This is a genomic window from Pseudofrankia saprophytica, assembly GCF_000235425.2.
GTDB lineage: Bacteria > Actinomycetota > Actinomycetes > Frankiales > Frankiaceae > Pseudofrankia > Pseudofrankia saprophytica.
The window spans coordinates 4,789,459-4,807,087 of sequence record NZ_KI912266.1 but is presented as its reverse complement, the minus strand read 5'-3'; the positions used below and the strand labels follow the sequence as shown (position 1 = coordinate 4,807,087).

Genomic DNA, 17,629 nt, shown 5'->3' with positions numbered 1-17,629 from the left:
CCGCTTCCCAGGCCGTGTCAGGCCGGGATGAGGCGGACCGGCATCGCCGTGACGCCGTTGACGAAGTTCGAGCGCAGCCGGGTCGGCGGCCCGAGCGGCTCGACGCGGCGCACCCGGGCGGCGAGCGTCCGGTACATCAGCTCGATCTCGAGCATGGCGAGGTGGCGGCCGAGGCAGAAGTGCGGGCCGCCGCCGCCGAAGCCGAGCTGCGGGTTGGGGCTGCGGCCGATGTCGAAGGTGTACGGGTCGTCGAAGACCGCCTCGTCGAAGTTCGCCGAGGCGTAGAACATGACGACCTTGTCGTTCTCGCGGATGAGCTGGCCGCCGAGCTCGACGTCCTGGGTGGCGGTGCGGCGGAATCCGTTGACCGGGCTGACCCAGCGGACGATCTCGTCGGCGGCCTTCGACGCCAGGCCGGGGTCCGCGCGCAGCCGCTCCCACTGGTCGGGATGGTCGATCATCGCCTGCATCCCGCCGGCGATCGCGTTGCGGGTCGTCTCGTTGCCGGCGAACATCAGCAGCAGGAAGAACAGGTCGAACTCCAGCTCGGACAGCTCCTGGCCCTGCTCGTCCTTGGCCACCAGGCGGCTGACGATGTCGTCGGCCGGGCAGGCGCGCTTGGCCGCGCCGAGGTCGTTGGCGTACCCGTAGGCCTCCATGACGGCGACCGCGGCGTCACCGTCGCTGTCCAGCTGCCCGTCGGTCGCGGCGGCGAGCCGGTTGGACCAGTCGAACAGCTTGCCCCGGTCCTCGACCGGCACGCCCATCAGCTCGGCGATCACGATCAGCGGGAGGTCGGCGGCACACAGCTCGATGAAGTCCCCGGAGCCGGCCGCCAGCGCCTCGTCGACGATCCGCTCGCAGGTGTCCCGCAGGTGCTGGGTCATCCGGCTCACCATCTTCGGGGTGAACCCACGGTTGACCAGGCCGCGCAGCCGGTTGTGCTCCGGCGGGTCCATGTTCAGCATCATCAGCCGCTGCTGGGCGATGCTCTCCTCGGTCATCTCGCCCAGGTTCGCGGTGCACCGGTTCGAGGAGAACAGCTCCGGGTTGCGGGACACCCGGGTGACGTCGGCGTGCCGGGTGACCGCCCAGAGGCCGTCGGGGCGCTCGTGGTCGGGATGGTGGAAGACGGGGGCCTGCGCGCGCAGCACCCGGAAGTCCTCGTGGGGGATGCCGCTCTCGTAGCGGGCGGGGTCGTAGACGTTGATGGTGTCCAGCGACGGCATGGGTCCTCCGAAGGGCACGGCGCGGCCGGCGGGGCCCCTCTCCCGTGGCACGGCGGGCGGAGCGACTGCCGGTTGATCGGGCGGACCGGCGCGTCGAGTCCGTTCGCGGCAGGGAGCCGAGGGCTCCGGCGCTTTACGGTATTGCCGAGTCTTGGCAAATGTGTGGAGGGACAGGACTGGCCCGAAGGCTCGTGCTTGGCCCGCCGTGACGGCGCGGCCGGCGGATCCGGTCGGCGGCCGTTGTCTGCCGCTCGCAGAAAGGATACTTTATGCAACATCTGGTCGCACGGCCTGCCGCTCGCGGCGGGCGTCCACCCCCGGCCGCGCCGAGGTGTTCGGGAGGAGCGCGGTGAGTACGCGCGGAACCGTTCATCGACGGCCCGGGGGCGTCTAGGCCTACCCGCAGTACCAGTCGGTCGGCGTGCGGCCGGCCGGACCGATCCGGACGGAGCGCGACGTGACGCCGAACCAGCCGCCCGACCAGCCGACGGGCAGTCCCCAGCTCACCGAGCTGGGTTTCTACACGTTAGCCGGGCACAGCTCGGCACCCCGTGACCTGGTCGACGAGGTACGCGCCGCCGAGGAACTGGGTATCGGCGCCACCTTCATCTCCGAACGGTTCAGCACCAAGGACGCGGCGACGCTGTCCGGCGCCGCCGGAGCGGTCAGCACGTCGATCGGCATCGCCACCGGCGCGACGAACCACAACACCCGCCATCCGATCGTGACCGCGACGATGGCGGCCACCATGCACCGGCTGACCGGCGGCCGGTTCGCGCTGGGCCTGGGCCGGGGCTTCGACCGGCTGTTCCAGGCGTTCGGGCTGAAGCCGATCACCGGGGCGCAGATCGAGGACTTCGTCGGCGTGCTGCGCCGGCTGTGGCACGGCGAGATGGTGCTCGGCCACGACGGCCCGGCCGGCGCCTGGCCGTACCTGCACCAGGACGCCGACTTCGACGACGACATCCCGGTGATGCTCGCCGCGCTCGGGCCGCGCTCGCTGGAGCTCGCCGGCCGCTGCCTGGACGGCGTCATCCTGCACACCTTCTACTCCGACACCGCGGTCCGCGAGGCGCTGGCCGCCGTCGCCCGCGGCGCCAAGGCGGCGGGCCGCGACCCGGCGAGCGTGCGGGTCTGGTCGGTGCTGGCCACCGTCTCCGACGAGGTCCCCGAGGACCGCCGGCTGCTCAAGACCGTCGGCCGGCTCGGCTCCTACCTGCAGGGCTACGGCGACCTGATGGTCCGGGTCAACGACTGGGACCCGGCGGTGCTGGCCCGGTTCCGCGCGGACGAGGTGGTCACCTCGGTCAAGGGCGGGATCGACGCCAAGGCGACGACGGAACAGCTTGAGCACATCGCCACGCTGATCCCGGCGGAATGGCTGGCGACGGCCGCGACCGGCAGCCCCGAGCAGTGCGCCCGGGCCGTCGCGCGCCAGTTCGATCTGGGCGTGACCGGAGTGATCATGCACGGCGCGACATCCGCGGAGCTCGCGCCCGTCGTCCATGCCTACCGCGGCGTCCGCCCGGCCGGCCTGTCCGGCCTGCCGGCCAACCCGGGGCGGTCGGCATGACGGCCGCGGACGGCACGGCCACGGCTGACGACACAGCCGCGCGGCGGGCGCCCGGTGAGGGCGACGACGTCGACGCCATCGGGACGGCCGCGCAGGTCGTCGACGACCCGGGCGAGATCACCCCGGCCTGGATGACCGCGGCGCTGCGCGGCGGCGGCGCTGGCGACGTCACCGTGACCGGCCTGCGCCACGAGGCGGTGGGCACGGGGCAGATGGGCTCCAGCTACCGCTTCCACCTGGAGTACGCGGACGGCGGGCCCGGCAGCGGCGGGCCCGATGACGCCGTGAGCACCGCCCCGCGCACGGTGGTGGTCAAGATGGGCGCGGGCGACCCGGACGGGCGCGGCGTGGTCCGGCAGGGCTACCGCAAGGAGGTCGGTTTCTACGCCCACCTCGCCGGTTCCGTGCGGATCCGCACGCCGCACTGCTGGCAGGCGGCCATCAGCCCGGACTCCCGCTTCTTCACGCTGGTACTCGCCGACGCGCACCCGGCCCGCGCGGGCAGTCAGGAGGCCGGCTGCGACGTCGACCAGGCCGCCGACGCCGTCCGCAACCTCGCCGGGCTGCACGCCCCGTTCTGGAACAGCGCGCTGCTCGACGCCGAGTCGTCCTGGCTCGCGCGCTCCGACGACGCCGCGCGGGCGTTCATGGGCGAGCTGCACGTGGCGGCCACCGCGGATTTCGTCGAGCGCTACCGGGCCGAGCTCGACCCGCGCGACGCGGACACACTGCGGCGCGCCGCCGCGCTGACCTACCGCTGGCAGAGCGCCTACGAGGCGCCCTACTCGGTACTGCACGGCGACTACCGGCTGGACAACCTGCTGTTCCCGGCGGACGGCCCGGGGGTGTGCGCGGTCGACTGGCAGACGATCTCGATCGGGCTGCCCGGCCGTGACCTCGCCTACTTCCTGTCCACCGCGCTGTCCCCGGACGTGCGCCGCGCGCACGAGGGCGAGCTGGTCGACGCCTACCACCGGCGGCTCGTCGAGCTCGGCGTCACCGGCTACACGGTGGCCGACTGCTTCGACGACTACCGGCGCGGCCTGCCGCACGGGCCACTGATCACGGTGCTCGGCTGCGTCTACGCCGCCGGCGTCCGGTCGGACAACTCCGACCGGATGTTCCTCTCGATGGCCCACGGCGCCTGCGCGGCCATCCGTGAGCTGGAGGCGCTGGAACTCATCGAGGCGGAGGCATGACCGAGCGGGCGCGGCGATCCTCGAGTCCTCGGCCGCCTTCGGGGCTTGGCACACAGACGCTGGAGGTCCGCTGATGTACCCAGGCTTGCACGCGGCCGCTCACCCGGCAAAGGCCGCCGTCGTCATGGGCACCTCGGGCGAGCGCGTCAGCTACCGGGAGCTCGACGAGCGGTCCATCCGCCTGGCCCGCCTGCTACGGGAGCGCGGGGTGCGCCCCGGTGACGCGGTGGCGATCGTCGCCGAGAACCATCCGCGCTACCTGGAGGTCGTCTGGGCCGCGCTGCGTTCCGGCTTCTACCTGACGGCGGTGAACTGGCATCTCGCCGCGGACGAGGCGGCGTACCTCGTCAACGATTCGGCGGCGAAGGCGCTCGTCGCGACGAGGCGGTTCGGCGAGCTGGCGACGCGGGTGGCGCAGCTCGCGCCGGAGTGCGGCATCCGGCTGATGATGGACGGCTCCGTGGACGGATTCGAGACCTACGAGGCCGCCATCGCCGCCCGCTCCGCCGAGCCGCTGGCCGAGCAGCCCCGGGGCGACGTGATGCTCTACTCGTCGGGAACGACGGGACGGCCCAAGGGCATCCGGCGCAGGCTGTCCGGTGACGCGGTCGACGAGCCGGGCCGGGGCGGGATCTCCACCCTCGCGCGGTTCCTGTTCGGGATGACGGAGGAATCGGTTTACCTGTGCCCGACGCCGCTGTACCACGCGGCCGGGCTGCAGTGGTCGACCGGCGTGCACGAGATCGGAGGGACCCTTGTCATCCTCGACAAGTTCGACGCGGAGCAGCTGCTGGCCGTCATCGAGCGTGAACGGGTCACCCATGTCCAGGTGGTGCCGACGATGCTGGTCCGGCTGCTGAAGCTGCCCGACGAGGTGCGGCTCCGGTACGACCTGTCCAGCCTGCGGCGACTGATCCACGCCGCCGCTCCGTGCCCGGTGGACGTGAAGCGCCAGATGATCGACTGGCTCGGCCCGATCGTCGACGAGTACTACTCGGGGACGGAGGGCGCCGGGCTCACCTACATCGGCGCCGAGGACTGGCTGGCGCACCCGGGCTCGGTGGGCCGGCCGCTGATAGGCACCCCGCACGTCTGCGACGAGGCCGGGCGGGAGCTGCCGACCGGCGAGGCCGGGACGCTGTACTTCGAACGCGACGAGGAGCCGTTCGAGTACCACCGGGACCCGGAGAAGACCCGGGAGAGCCGCCACCCACGCCACCCCACCTGGGCGACCGCCGGCGACATGGGCTACCTCGACAAGGACGGCTACGTCTACCTGACCGACAGGAAGAGCTTCACGATCATCTCCGGCGGCGTGAACATCTACCCGGCGGAGATCGAGGCCGCGCTGGTCATGCACCCGCTGGTCGCCGACGTCGCCGTGTTCGGGCTGCCGGATCCCGAGATGGGGGAGTACGTGCACGCCGTGGTACAGCTCGCCGACGGCGTCGAGGGCTCGCCCGAACTGGCCGAGGAACTCCGTACCTACCTGCGTCGCGGCATCGCCGGCTACAAGGTGCCGCGGGTCGTCGTGTTCCGCGAGGAGCTGCCGAGGATGCCCACCGGCAAACTCGCCAAGGGAAAGCTCCGGGAGGAGTACCTGGCCGACTCGCCGGCCTGACGAGAAAGGACTGGCGGCCGAGCGGTGCCCAGCTGGCGGCCGGCGAACGGCTCGGCAGGACCATGCCATTCGGAACGTCTCCGCGGGTAGTCGGATCAACAGTCCTCGCGTAGTAGTGCTCTCTTGCGACGAGGCGAGGAACCGAAATTACTCACCCTCAAGTGTGACGTCGGTCACTCAGTGGTGTTTGGTGATGTGTTCGGTGGGTGCTGGCTGTAGCTGCATCGTCGGTGGGATGATGTTTGTCTGAGTCACTGGCGTGCCACGGCTGGTGGCTGGTTGGTGACGGGGGTGGCTGTCGGTGGGTGGTTTGTCGGCGGATGAGGTTGGGGCGTTTGCGGAGGTGTTCCCGGACGCGCTGGCGGCGGGCCGGGTGTTGGTGGCGGCGGGTGTGCCTGTGAGTCGGCATCCGTCGTGGGTGGCGTCGTCGGATGCGCTGGGGTTCTGGTCGGCGGTGTCGTCGTTGCTGGCGAATGGGCTGATCGAGGACGGCCGGGCGGTCCTGTGTGCTGCGGCGTTGGCGCTGTATCCGGCGAATCCGGTGTTTCGGGCGGGTGCTTTGCCTTCGGGTGGTCCGGTGGGGGCTGGGGTGTGGTCGTTGCCGTGGCCGCGGAATCCGCATTTCACGGGCCGTGAACGGGAGCTGGCGGACCTGCGGGCCCGGCTGGTGGGGGATGGTCGTGCGGTGGCCGTACCGCAGGCTCTGCATGGTCTGGGTGGAGTCGGGAAGACGCAATTGGCGGTGCAGTACGCCTACCGGCACGCCGGTGACTATGACCTGGTGTGGTGGGTGCCGGCGGAGGATCCGGCGCTGGCGTTGGCGGCGTTGGCGGCGTTGGCGGAGCGGGTCGGGGTCGGGGTGGCTGGGCAGGCGGAGGAGTCCGCCTGTGCGGTGGTGGAGCTGCTAGGCCAGGGGGACCGTTTCGCGCGTTGGTTGCTGATAGTTGACAACGCGGAGGCGCCGTCCGATCTGTACGGGGTGGTGTCGGTGGCTGGTCGCGGTGGTCATGTGTTGGTGACGACGCGGGATCCGGGCTGGTCGCGTCTTGCGGGCACGGTGGAGGTGGACGTGCTGCCGCGGGACAGGTCGGTGGTGTTGTTGCGGGAGCGGGCTCCGCGGCTGTCGGAGGTGGAGGCGGGGGAGATTGCGGCGGCGGTGGAGGATTTGCCGTTGGCGTTGGAGCAGGCGGGGGCGTGGCTGGCGGAGACGGGTATGCCGGCGGGGGTGTACGTGGATCTGCTGCGGGTGCGGGTGTTGGAGGTGATGGCCCGGGGCACTCCGGCGGATCATGTGCCGGTGGCGGCGACGTGGACCGTGGCGCTACGTGGTCTGGATGAGTCAGCGGTGGTGCTGGCGCGGTTGTGGGCGCAGCTAGGCCCGGAGCCCATCCCCGTGGACTTGATCCGGCCGCAGGTCGCGCGCCTGCTCCCGCGACGACTCCGCAAGGTCGCCCATGATCCCATCAGGTTCCGGGACACCGTGAGCAGGCTTGCCCGGACAGCGATCGTGCGTCTGGTCGCTGATGACCAGGTGGTGATGCACCAGCTGGTCCAGGCCGTTTTGCGCGACGACACCCCGGAGGCGGCCCGGCCGGTGCTGCGCCGGGTAGTGCAGGGGCTGCTTGCCGAGGGCCATCCGCCGGACAGGTCGACTCCTGCGGGCTGGGGCCGGTACGCCCGGCTCTATCCCCATGTCCTGGCAACCGGTCTCCTGGACACCGACACCGACGCGGGCCGGGATTTCCTGATAGCTCTGGCCTCGGCTTTGCGTGATCAGGGTGACTATCCGACCAGCCGTCGTATTGGCGAACACGCCCACGGCCGGTGGGCCACGAGCCTCGGTGAGGATCATCCGGACACGATCGTCGCGGCGTCGAACCTCGCGGCCACCCTGGCGGACCAGGGTGATTACCTGGCCGCGCGTGTCCTGCAGGAGGACGTGCTGGCCCGGGGGCGGCGGGTGTTGGGTGAGGATCATCCGGACACGATCGTCGCGGCGTCGAACCTCGCGGCCACCCTGCATGAGCAGGGTGATTACCTGGCCGCGCGTGTCCTGCAGGAGGACGTGCTGGCCCGGGGGCGGCGGGTGTTGGGTGAGGATCATCCAGACACGATCCGCGCCAGGGCAGCACTAGCCGATCCTGACGGCTGGGGGCGGCTGCGGACTTTACCACCGGATTCCCAGATCGGCGATCTCGAGTAGCAGTGCTCTCTCGTGCTGAGGCAAGAAACCGAAATTACTCACCTTCACGTTGTGATGTCGGTCACTCGGTGGTGTTTGGTGATGTGTTCGGTGGGTGCTGGCTGTAGCTGCGCCCCTGGTGGGATGATGTTCGTCTGAGTCACTGGCGTGCCACGGCTGGTGGCTGGTTGGTGACGGGGGTGGCTGCCGGTGGGTGGCTTGTCGGTGGGTGAGGTCGCGGCGTTCGCGACGGTGTTCCCGGATTCGGGTTCGGCTGGGCGGGTTCTGGTGGCTGCGGGTGTGCCTGTGGAGCGGTTGCCGTCGTGGGCGGCGTCGGATGCTCTGGGTTTCTGGTCGGCGGTGTCAGGGCTGCTGTCGAACGGGTTGATCGAGGACGGCCCGGCCGTTCTGTGTGCGGCGGCCTTGGAGCTGTTTCCGGCGAATCCGGTGTTCCGGGCAGGTGCTGCACGTTCGGGCTCGGCGACGGCGGCGGGTGGTGGTGTGGTGTGGTCGTTGCCGTGGCCGCGGAATCCGCATTTCACGGGCCGTGAGGAGGAGCTGGCGGACCTGCGGGCCCGTCTGGTGGGGGATGGCCGGGCGGTAGCGGTGCCTCAGGCCCTGCACGGTCTGGGTGGGGTCGGGAAGACGCAATTGGCGGTGCAGTACGCCTACCGGCATGCGGGTGACTACGACTTGGTGTGGTGGGTGCCTGCGGAGGATCCGGCGTTGGCACTGGGGGCTTTGGCGGCGTTGGCGGCGCGGGTCGGGATGGCGGCGGCTGGGCAGGCGGAGCAATCGGCGCGTGCGGTTGTAGAGGTGCTTCGGCATGGTCAGCGGTTCCCGCGCTGGTTGATCATCCTGGACAACGCGGGTGGGCCGGACGATCTGTACGGGTTGTTGTCGGCAGCTGGTGGTGGGCATGTGCTGGTGACGACGCGGGATCTGGCGTGGTCGCGGCTGGCGGGCACGGTAGAGGTGGACGTGCTGCCGCGGGACCGGTCGGTGGCACTGCTGCGGGAGAGGGCGCCACGGCTATCGGTGGCCGAGGCGGGGCAGATCGCGGCGGCAGTGGACGATTTGCCGTTGGCGTTGGAGCAGGCCGGCGCGTGGCTGGCGGAGACCGGAATCTCGGCCCGGGAGTATGTGGATCTGCTGCGAGGGCGTGTGTCGGAGGTGATGGCCCGCGGCGTCCCGGCGGATCATGTGCCGGTCGCGGCGACGTGGACGGTGGCGCTACGGACGTTGGATGAGTCGGCGGTGTTGTTGTTGCGGTTGTGGGCGCAGTTCGGTCCGGAGCCGATCCCGGTGGACCTGGTCCGACCTGAGGTCGCCGGTCTGTTGCCTGCGCCGTTGGGCGAGGCAGCCCGTGATCCGTTGGTGTTGCGGGATGTCGTCGGGACGTTGGTGCGGACGGCGATGGTGCGTCTGGTTGCGGGTGACCGGGTGGTGATACACAGGCTGGTCCAGGCCGTTTTGCGGGACGACACCCCGCAGGCGCTTCGGCCGATGCTGCACCGGGCGGTGCAGGGTCTACTTGCCCAGAGCCATCCGCCCGATGGGACGATTCCTGCGGGCTGGGGACGGTACGCGCAGTTGTATCCCCATGCCGTGGCGACGGGTCTGCTGAATACCGACAGCGACACGGGCCGGAAATTCTTGCTGGCGCTGACTGCGGCCTTGCGTAACCAGGGCGACTACCCGACCAGCCGCCGCATCGGCGAACACGTCCACGACCGGTGGACCACCGAACTCGGTGTGGATCATCCGGACACGATCAGCGCGGCGTTGAACCTCGCGCGCACGCTGTGGGCCCAGGGGGACTATCCGGCTGCGCGTGTCCTGCAGGAGGAGGCGCTGGCTCGGCGTCGGCGGGTGCTGGGTGTGGATCATCCGGACACGATCAGCGCGGCGTTGAACCTTGCGGCCACCCTGCATGACCAGGGTGACTATCCGGCGGCGCGCGTCCTGAAGGAGGACGTGCTGGCGTGGCGTCGGCGGGTGTTGGGCGATGATCATCCGGCCACGATCCGCGCAGCGTCGAACCTTGCGGTCACCCTGCATGGCCAGGGTGACTATCCGGCGGCGCGCGTCCTGAAGGAGGACGTGCTGGCGTGGCGTCGGCGGGTGTTGGGCGATGATCATCCGGCCACGATCGGCGCGGCGTTGAACCTCGCGGCTACCGTGCATGAGCAGAGCGACCATGCGGCGGCGCGCGTTCTGCAGGAGGACGTGCTGGCCCGGTATCGGCGGGTGTTGGGTGTGGATCATCCGGACACGATCCTCGCGGCGTCGAACCTCGCGGTCATTCTGCAGGCCCAGGGGGACTATCCGGCGGCGCGTGTTCTGAAGGAGGACGTGCTGGCGTGGCGTCGGCGGGTGCTGGGTGTGGATCATCCGGACACGATCCTCGCGGCGTCGAACCTCACGGTCACCCTGCAGGCCCAGGGGGACTATCCGGCGGCGCGTGCCCTGAAGGAGGACGTGCTGGCCCGGTATCGGCGGGTGCTAAGTGATGATCATCCGGCCGCGATCCGCGCCAGAGTAGTGCTAGCCGATCTTGACGGCGATTGACGGCTGGGCCCTGGCGTTCATCGGTGCGGGAAGAGATCAACGATCCTCGCGTAGTAGTGCTCTCTTGTGATGAGGCAAGGAACCGAAATTACTCACCCTCAGGTTGTGATGTCGGTCACCCAGTGGTGTCTGGTGATGTGTTCGGTGGTGCTGGTTGTAGCTGCGTCCCTGGTGGGATGATGTTTGTCTGAGTCACTGGCGTGCCACGGCTGGTGGCTGGTCGGTGACGGGGGTGGCTGCCGGTGGGTGGCTTGTCGGTGGGTGAGGTCGCGGAGTTCGCGAGGGTGTTCCCGGATGCGGGTTCGGCTGGGCGGGTGCTGGTGGCTGCGGGTGTGCCGGTGGAGCGGTTGCCGTCGTGGGCGGTGACGGATGGTCTGGGTTTCTGGTCGGCGGTGTCGGGGCTGCTGGCGAACGGGCTGATCGAGGACGGTCGGGCAGCACTGTGTGCGGCTGCCCTGGAGCTGTTTCCGGCGAATCCGGTGTTTCGGGCGGATGCTGCCCGTTCAGGCTCGGCGGCGGCGGCGGGTGGTGTGGTGTGGTCGTTGCCGTGGCCGCGGAATCCGCATTTCACGGGCCGTGAGGGGGAGCTGGCGGATCTGCGGGCCCGTCTGGTGGGGGATGGTCGGGCGGTGGCTGTACCGCAGGCCCTGCACGGTCTGGGTGGGGTCGGCAAGACGCAGCTTGCCGTGCAGTACGCCTACCGGCATGCCGGTGACTATGACCTGGTCTGGTGGGTGCCGGCAGAGAATCTGGCGCTGGTGCTGGGTGCGTTGGCGGCGTTGGCGGATCGGGTCGGGGTCGGGGTGGCTGGGCAGGCGGACGAGTCGGTCCGCGCGGTGGTGGAGCTGCTGCGCCAGGGGGGCCGTTTCGCGCGTTGGCTGTTGATCGTTGACAACGCGGAAACGCCGAACGACCTGTGTGGGGTGCTGTCGGCGGCTGGTGGTGGTGGGCATGTGCTGGTGACCACCCGAGATCCGACCTGGTCGCGGCTTGCCGGCACGGTGGAGGTCGATGTGCTGCCCCGTGACAGGTCGGTGGCACTGCTGCGGGAGAGAACGCCGCGGCTGTCGGTGGCGGAGGCGGAGCGGATCGCGGCGGCGGTGGACGATTTGCCGTTGGCGTTGGAGCAGGCGGGTGCGTGGCTGGCGGAGACCGGTATGCCTGCTGGTGAGTATGTGGATCTGCTGCGCGAGCGGGTGTCTGAGGTGATGGCCCGGGGGACGCCGCTGGATCATGTGCCGGTCGCGGCGACGTGGACGGTGGCGCTACGTGGGCTGGATGAGTCGGCGGTGTTGTTGGTGCGGTTGTGGGCGCAGTTCGGTCCGGAGCCGATCCCGGTGGACCTGATCCGACCGCAGGTCGCAGATCTGCTGCCTGCGCCGTTGGATGAGGCTGTGCGTGATCCGTTGGCGTTGCGGGATGTCGTCGGGACGCTGGTGCGTGCTGCGATGGTGCGACTAGTTGAGGGTGACCAGGTGGTGATGCACCGGCTGGTCCATGCCGTTTTGCGGGACGACACCCCGCAGGCGCTTCGGCCAGTGCTGCGCCGGGTGGCGCAGGGGCTGCTTGCCCGGGGCCATCCGCCCGATCGGACGACTCCTGCGGGCTGGGGCCGGTACGCGCAGTTGTATCCGCATGTCCTGGCGACGGGTCTGTTGGATACCGACAGTGACACGGGCCGGGATTTCGTGCTGGCGCTGGCCGAGGCTTTGCGTGACCAGGGCGACTATCCGACCAGTCGCCGCATCGGTGAACACGTCCACGATCGGTGGGCCACCTCACTCGGTGAGGATCATCGGGACACGGTCCGTGCGGCGGCGGACCTCGCGGACACACTGTGGGCCCAGGGTATCTTTCCGGCTGCGCGTGTCCTGGAGGAGGACGTGCTGGTGTGGCGTCGGCGCGTGCTCGGTGAGGATCATCCGGACACGATCCGCGCGGCGTCGAACCTCGCGGTCACCCTGGCGGACCAGGGGGACTATCTAGCTGCGCGTGCGCTGAAGGAGGACGTGTTGGCCCGCTATCGGCGGGTGTTGGGTGAGGATCATCCGGACACGATCTTCGCGGCGTCTCTCCTCGCGGTCACCCTCGCGGACCAGGGGGACTATCTGGCTGCGCGTGTCCTGAAGGAGGACGCGCTGGCCCGCTATCGGCGGGTGTTGGGTGAGGATCATCCGGACACGATCGGCGCGGCGTCGAACCTCGCGGCCACCGTGGCGGACCTGGGCGACTATCCGGCTGCCCGTGTCCTGGGGGAGGACGTGCTGGCTCGGCGTCGGCGGGTGTTGGGTGAGGATCATCCGGACACGATCGGCGCGGCGTCGAACCTCGCGGTCACCCTGGCGGACCAGGGGGACTTTCCGGCTGCACGTGTCCTGCAGGAGGACGTGCTGGTGTGGCGTCGGCGGGTGCTGGGTGTGGATCATCCGGAGACAATCTTCGCGGCGTCGAACCTCGCGGTCACCCTGGCGGACCAGGGGGACTATCTGGCTGCACGTGTCCTGGGGGAGGACGCGCTGGCCCGGTGTCGGCGGGTGTTGGGTGAGGATCATCCGGACACGATCCGCGCGGCGGCGAACCTCGCGGCAATCCTGGCGGACCTGGGTGACTATCCGGCTGCGCGTGCCCTGGGGGAGGACGTGCTGGCTCGGCGTCGGCGGGTGCTGGGCGAGGATCACCCAGCCACGATCCGCGCCAGGGCGTCACTAGACGATCTTGATGGTGGTTGAGGGCTGGCCCAGGCGTCGGTCGGTGCGGAAGTTAGATCAACGATCCGTGAGTAGTAGTGCTCTCGTGCGATGAGGCGCCCAACAGCACGCGAGGCTGATCGGCAGCCATCCACTACCTCTCCTGCATGTCTTGAGGCACGCGTTCCGATGGCCGCGTTCATCGACCACACGCCCGTGGTCTGAGACGGCACTCCAGGACCATGGGGCCACTGTGCGACCCGAGTCGCTATTGGCTATATGTGGCTATATGGTTCGCCGTTTCGCTGCGGTCGATGACCGATGGCGGTGTTCGCTACGTCGAAGACCGTCAGCCAACCAGGAGGCGACGTCCACAGGCCGCCCGCCACTTGGCCCCACACCGTGCCAAACAGCCCAGGCCTCCGCGCTCGGCGAGCTTGATCACCAGTTCTGTATCCAGATCCGAACTGGTCACGGCCCGGAGTTCGGATCCGCGTACACACGTGGCGATCTTCGGAGACGGGTGGGACGAGGCCGGTAACCAGCGCCAGGTCGGCTTGGGGATCGACGTTGTCGGCTGCCGCTGCCGCCCTGACGCCTGCGCGGTCGCTACTCGGCCCGGCACCGACGAGTTCCACGTCGCCGACTGGTACGCGGTTCGCCGTTTCGTTGCGGCGACTGACTGGATCCACGCCGATCGTGTGCTCGGGCCGTCGTCGACAGAGGCTTCATCGACCGTCAGCCAGCATGGCTCGCGACCGTGCTCGACGACAACGAGAACGGCTCGGAACGCCGCCCGGCATGCCTGCGTCAGTATGCGCAGGTCAGGCCCGCACGCTAGACGATCTCGATGATCATGGCGGCGGCCATGCCGCCGCCGGCGCACATGGAGACGCAGCCGTGGGTGGCGCCGCGGCGGCGTAGTTCGCCGATCATGGTGACGACCATGCGGGCGCCGGTGGCGGAGATGGGGTGGCCGAGGCTGGCGCCGCTGCCGTTGACGTTGACGATCTCGGGGTTGATGCCGAGTTTGCGGATGGCGGCGACGGGGACGGAGCAGAAGGCCTCGTTGATCTCGAACAGGTCGATGTCGGCGAGGGTGAGGCCGGCGCGGTCGAGTGCTTTGGGGATGGCGAGGGTGGGTGCGAGGCCGGTGAGTGCGGGTTCGATGCCGGCGGTGGCCCAGGCGCGGATGCGGGCGAGGGGGGTGAGGCCGTGGGCGGTGGCGTAGGTGTCGCTGGTCAGCGTCACGGCGGCGGCTGCGTCGTTGAGGCCGGCGGCGTTGGCGGCGGTGACGGTGGCGTCGGGCAGCTCGGGGTGCAGCACCTTGAGGGTGGCGAGCTTCTCGAGGGTGGTGCCACGGCGGGGGTGCTCGTCGGTGTCGAACCGGACCGTCGTGCCGTCGGGGCGAGTCACGTCGAGGGGGATGATCTCGTCGACGAACGCCCCGGAGTCGATGGAGGCGATCGCGCGTTCCTGGGTGTAGACGGTCCACTCGTCGACGTCGCGGCGGGTGAGGCCCATCTCGCGGGCAGTGTTCTCGCCGACGGTGATGGACATGTCGAAGGCGGGGGCCTCGGGGGTGTCGGGGTTGGGTGGCGACATCCAGATCTTCTGGTTGCCCTCGGCGTCGCGCTTGGAGCCGAGCACCTGGTTGCTGAGGCTTTCGGTGCCGCCCGCGATGACGGCGCGGTCCATGCCGGCGCGGATGCTGCCAGCGGCGATGGCGACGGCGGTCAGGCCGCCGGCGCAGTGGCGGTTGGTGGCGGCGCCGGAGACGCCGGTGAGGCCGAGACGGACGGCGGTGTGCCGGGCGATGACGCCGCCGCCCTGGTAGGACTCGGCGAGGATGAGGTCGTCGAGGTCGGTCGCGGGGATGCCGCTGCGTTCCAGGGCGGCGGGGACGACGGCTTCGGCGAGGTCGAAGGCGTCGAGGCCGACGAGGGTGCCCTTGCGGGCCCGCCCGATCGCCGTGCGGGCGGTCGAGACGATGACTGCTTCGGTCACGGTGAACTCCAGGAGGATGGAAGGTGCCCGGAGGGCGGGTGTCGGCGCGGCGGCTGGTTCGTGGGCTGACGGCTCCGGGGGAGGGGAACCCGTTCGCCCGCCTGTCTTCGCATAATTTATGCAACCAATGACTGCGTCAAACGGTCCGCCGGCGGCGCGGTGAAGCGGACGGCACGGTGAAGCGGACGGCGAGGTGGAGCGGACGTTCCGGGTGGAGCTCGCTCAGGCGTCCGTGGCCGGCGGCAACGTCGCGGGGGCCGACGGGCCGGTGCCGGCGGCGGTCCTGATCAGGCGGACGAGCCGGTCCATGAACTCGTCGTCGATGGGGCGCCGGGAGAAGGTCGCCCGGGTGATGAGCATCGAGTGCATGCACTCGACCAGCATCGACACGTCCGCGTCGGGATCGATCTCCCCACGGCTGACGGCTCGTCGGAAGGGTGCGCCGACGAACTCCATCTCGCTGGTGGCGACCTCCTGAAGGCCCGCCGTCAGCCGTTCGTCGTTCGCCGTCATCCTGGTCCGCAGCAGGGCCAGCGTCGTAGGGTGGTTGAACAGTCTTTGCAGGCCCTCGGCGAGCTTCTCGAGGTCGCCTACCCAACTGCCCTCGTCCGGCCGCGGCATCGCGGCGGTCTCGGCGGCGACCAGCACGTCGCGTACCAGGTCGGCCTTGCTCGACCACTGCCGGTAGAGCGTCGTCTTGTGCACGCCGGCCGCGGTGGCGACGTCGTCGATCCGCAACGCCTCGTAGCCGACCGTCATGAGCATGGACCGGACGGCGGTGAAGACGTCCCGGCGGACCCGCTCGGAAAGACCCCGGGGGCGGCCCCGCCCGCGAGCGGGGGAGGGCTGATCGACCACCACCGGACCTCCGTCGACCTCGCGTGCCCTCCGAGCTCCCGCTACGCCGGTCCAGGGACCCTGGGCGGCCTCCAGAAGCTGTGGACCCGCGGCGGCGGTAGCGGATGAATCTACACCGCGCCCGGTCGGGGCGGTCCCGCGCGAGGCCTGCCCGCGGGACCGCCCGGCCGCGGTCGGGTCACCCGTTGCCGGCGGGCGTCTGCCGCAGGAGCTGGCCGCACCACTGCCCGTTCCCGTCGGCCTTGGCGACCTCGAAACCGCTGGCGTGGGCGTTCACGCGCACGAACGCGTAGCAGGTGTTGGGCTGGCCGCGGTTCTGGGACAGGTTGATGGTGCCGGGGACGAGTCCGCCTGCGTCGTAGTCGGTGACCTTCCGCAGGTTGGTGATGAAGGCCTGGCGGGTGGGGCAGGGGCCGGCGGCCTCCAGGCCGCGCAGGAAGAGGTCCGTGCTGATGTAGGAGGCGACGGCGACCTCCTGGTCGGGGTCGTCCAGCTCGGGGGCGAAGTCGGCCATGGCCTTCTGGTACTTCTGAATCGCCGGCGACGCGGACTCGAACGGGGTGTAGTTCACCCAGATGGTCAGACCCGCGATGGCGGGTCCCTGCTCGCGTACCAGCGCCTGGCTGTAGCCGCTCGGGCTCAGCACGACCTTGGGGTGGCCGCCGGCGTCGCGCACCGCGGCCAGCACGTCGGCGATGCTGCTCATCGCCACTGTGCCGACGATGACGTCGGCCCCGCTGTCGATGATCTCGTCGGCGGTCCGTGTGGGGCTGCTCGACCCGGTCGTGTACCCGACCCGGTCCACGGTCTCGATGCCCTGGCTCGCGAGACTGGCGATCAGCTGGTTGGCGATCTCCAGGGACGGGCCGTCGGCGGCGTCCTCAAGCACCGCGGCCCTAGTACCGCCCTGTGCCTTGGCGTAGAGGCCGAAGGTGGTGACGGCGGTGCCCTTGGCGAACAGGTAGGAGAACGAGAACATGTTGGCGTGGTCGTTCCACAGCGACTCGGCGGTGAGGCCGGTCACCGGCACGCCGCTCTTGTCGAGGTAGTCCGCTGAGCCGGAGACGGCCGTGCTCAGCTCGATGAGCCCCAGTACATGGTCCTTCTCGACGAGCTCCTTGGCGGCCGTGCCGTTGGTGCTCGCCGCGGCCGCGTCGTCGCGCCAGATCAGTTCGATGCCGCGGCCGTTGACGCCACCGGACTGGTTGGCCAGGCCGATCCGGCCCTCGACCCCGCTGCGCGCCGACTTGAACGCCTCGGACAGGACCCCGGTGTTCGGATAGAGCAGCCCGATCTTGACGGCATCGGGGGTCACGCCCGGGGCCGCGCAGTCGGCGGCGGCGGCGCCTTCCTCACCCGCCTTGGCGGAGCAGCCGGCCGCCGCCACGACGGCCAGAGCCAGGGAAAGCGTTCCCGCCCGCATTCGCCTGCGCGCCGCTTGCCGCGGCGGCCGTCCGCCGACCGGTACGCGACCGAGAGCGACTAATCGGCTGGCCGCCGCCGGCTGACGGCGCGTGCCAGGCCCGTTGCTTGCCGCGTGCATGCATGACTCCCAGCTGGTGTCCCGCCGGACCACTGCGGGCTCGTACGTACTGCTCTCGACCGCCGTCGAGCCGACGGTCTGGCCGCCCCGGTCGGCCGCCCTTTCTGGCCTGAAACGTGAGCATAGCCTCGTCTGGATGAGGCGCGATGTCTGCCTTCT

General features: G+C 70.1%; 10 protein-coding genes. 6 read left to right on the top strand and 4 right to left on the bottom strand.

What is annotated here, in order from left to right; genetic code table 11:
• Window positions 1-17 precede the first annotated feature (17 nt).
• On the bottom strand, window positions 18-1,229 hold the full coding sequence (locus tag FRCN3DRAFT_RS56340; protein WP_007512072.1) for a cytochrome P450: 1,212 nt from the start codon (window positions 1,227-1,229) through the stop codon (window positions 18-20).
• Window positions 1,230-1,686: 457 nt separating this feature from the next.
• Here FRCN3DRAFT_RS56340 and FRCN3DRAFT_RS0220160 point away from each other — a divergent pair, with 457 nt between their 5' ends.
• From FRCN3DRAFT_RS0220160 to fxsT (FRCN3DRAFT_RS0220135), 6 genes are all read left to right on the top strand, one after another.
• Entirely contained in the window at window positions 1,687-2,802 is a 1,116-nt protein-coding gene (locus FRCN3DRAFT_RS0220160; protein ID WP_007512070.1) for a TIGR03857 family LLM class F420-dependent oxidoreductase, read from the top strand.
• The gene (locus FRCN3DRAFT_RS0220155; protein ID WP_007512068.1) at window positions 2,799-4,001 is read left to right on the top strand and encodes a phosphotransferase; all 1,203 of its coding nucleotides are present in this window, start codon (window positions 2,799-2,801) and stop codon (window positions 3,999-4,001) included. The genes FRCN3DRAFT_RS0220160 and FRCN3DRAFT_RS0220155 overlap by 4 nt, the downstream gene beginning before the upstream one ends.
• A 73-nt stretch (window positions 4,002-4,074) precedes the next feature.
• Window positions 4,075-5,622 (top strand): acyl-CoA synthetase, encoded by a 1,548-nt coding sequence (locus FRCN3DRAFT_RS0220150; protein ID WP_007512066.1) that lies wholly within the window; start codon window positions 4,075-4,077, stop codon window positions 5,620-5,622.
• 301 nt (window positions 5,623-5,923) lie between these two features.
• Window positions 5,924-7,825, top strand: a complete 1,902-nt coding sequence (fxsT, locus tag FRCN3DRAFT_RS0220145) for an FxSxx-COOH system tetratricopeptide repeat protein (protein ID WP_007512064.1) — start codon at window positions 5,924-5,926, stop codon at window positions 7,823-7,825.
• 204 nt (window positions 7,826-8,029) lie between these two features.
• The gene (gene fxsT / locus FRCN3DRAFT_RS0220140) at window positions 8,030-10,375 is read left to right on the top strand and encodes an FxSxx-COOH system tetratricopeptide repeat protein (protein WP_007512062.1); all 2,346 of its coding nucleotides are present in this window, start codon (window positions 8,030-8,032) and stop codon (window positions 10,373-10,375) included.
• A 257-nt stretch (window positions 10,376-10,632) separates the two neighbouring features.
• The gene (gene fxsT / locus FRCN3DRAFT_RS0220135; RefSeq protein ID WP_007512061.1) at window positions 10,633-13,104 is read left to right on the top strand and encodes an FxSxx-COOH system tetratricopeptide repeat protein; all 2,472 of its coding nucleotides are present in this window, start codon (window positions 10,633-10,635) and stop codon (window positions 13,102-13,104) included.
• A gap of 795 nt (window positions 13,105-13,899) precedes the next feature.
• Here the strand turns inward: fxsT (FRCN3DRAFT_RS0220135) and FRCN3DRAFT_RS0220130 are convergent.
• The 3 genes from FRCN3DRAFT_RS0220130 to FRCN3DRAFT_RS0220120 form a co-directional block, all read right to left on the bottom strand.
• Window positions 13,900-15,069: a thiolase family protein gene (locus tag FRCN3DRAFT_RS0220130; protein WP_007512060.1), complete on the bottom strand. Its 1,170-nt coding sequence runs from the start codon at window positions 15,067-15,069 to the stop codon at window positions 13,900-13,902.
• A gap of 222 nt (window positions 15,070-15,291) precedes the next feature.
• Window positions 15,292-15,930 (bottom strand): TetR/AcrR family transcriptional regulator, encoded by a 639-nt coding sequence (locus tag FRCN3DRAFT_RS0220125; RefSeq protein WP_007512058.1) that lies wholly within the window; start codon window positions 15,928-15,930, stop codon window positions 15,292-15,294.
• Window positions 15,931-16,105: 175 nt separating this feature from the next.
• Entirely contained in the window at window positions 16,106-17,350 is a 1,245-nt protein-coding gene (locus tag FRCN3DRAFT_RS0220120) for an ABC transporter substrate-binding protein (RefSeq protein WP_007512056.1), read from the bottom strand.
• Window positions 17,351-17,629: the final 279 nt, after the last annotated feature.

Coding starts and splice junctions, on each gene's coding strand:
- FRCN3DRAFT_RS56340 (WP_007512072.1), bottom strand. CDS start 1,229: ATGCCGTCGCTGGACACCATCAACGTCTACGACCCCGCCCGCTACGAG.
- FRCN3DRAFT_RS0220120 (WP_007512056.1), bottom strand. CDS start 17,350: ATGCGGGCGGGAACGCTTTCCCTGGCTCTGGCCGTCGTGGCGGCGGCC.
- FRCN3DRAFT_RS0220150 (WP_007512066.1), top strand. CDS start 4,075: ATGTACCCAGGCTTGCACGCGGCCGCTCACCCGGCAAAGGCCGCCGTC.
- FRCN3DRAFT_RS0220155 (WP_007512068.1), top strand. CDS start 2,799: ATGACGGCCGCGGACGGCACGGCCACGGCTGACGACACAGCCGCGCGG.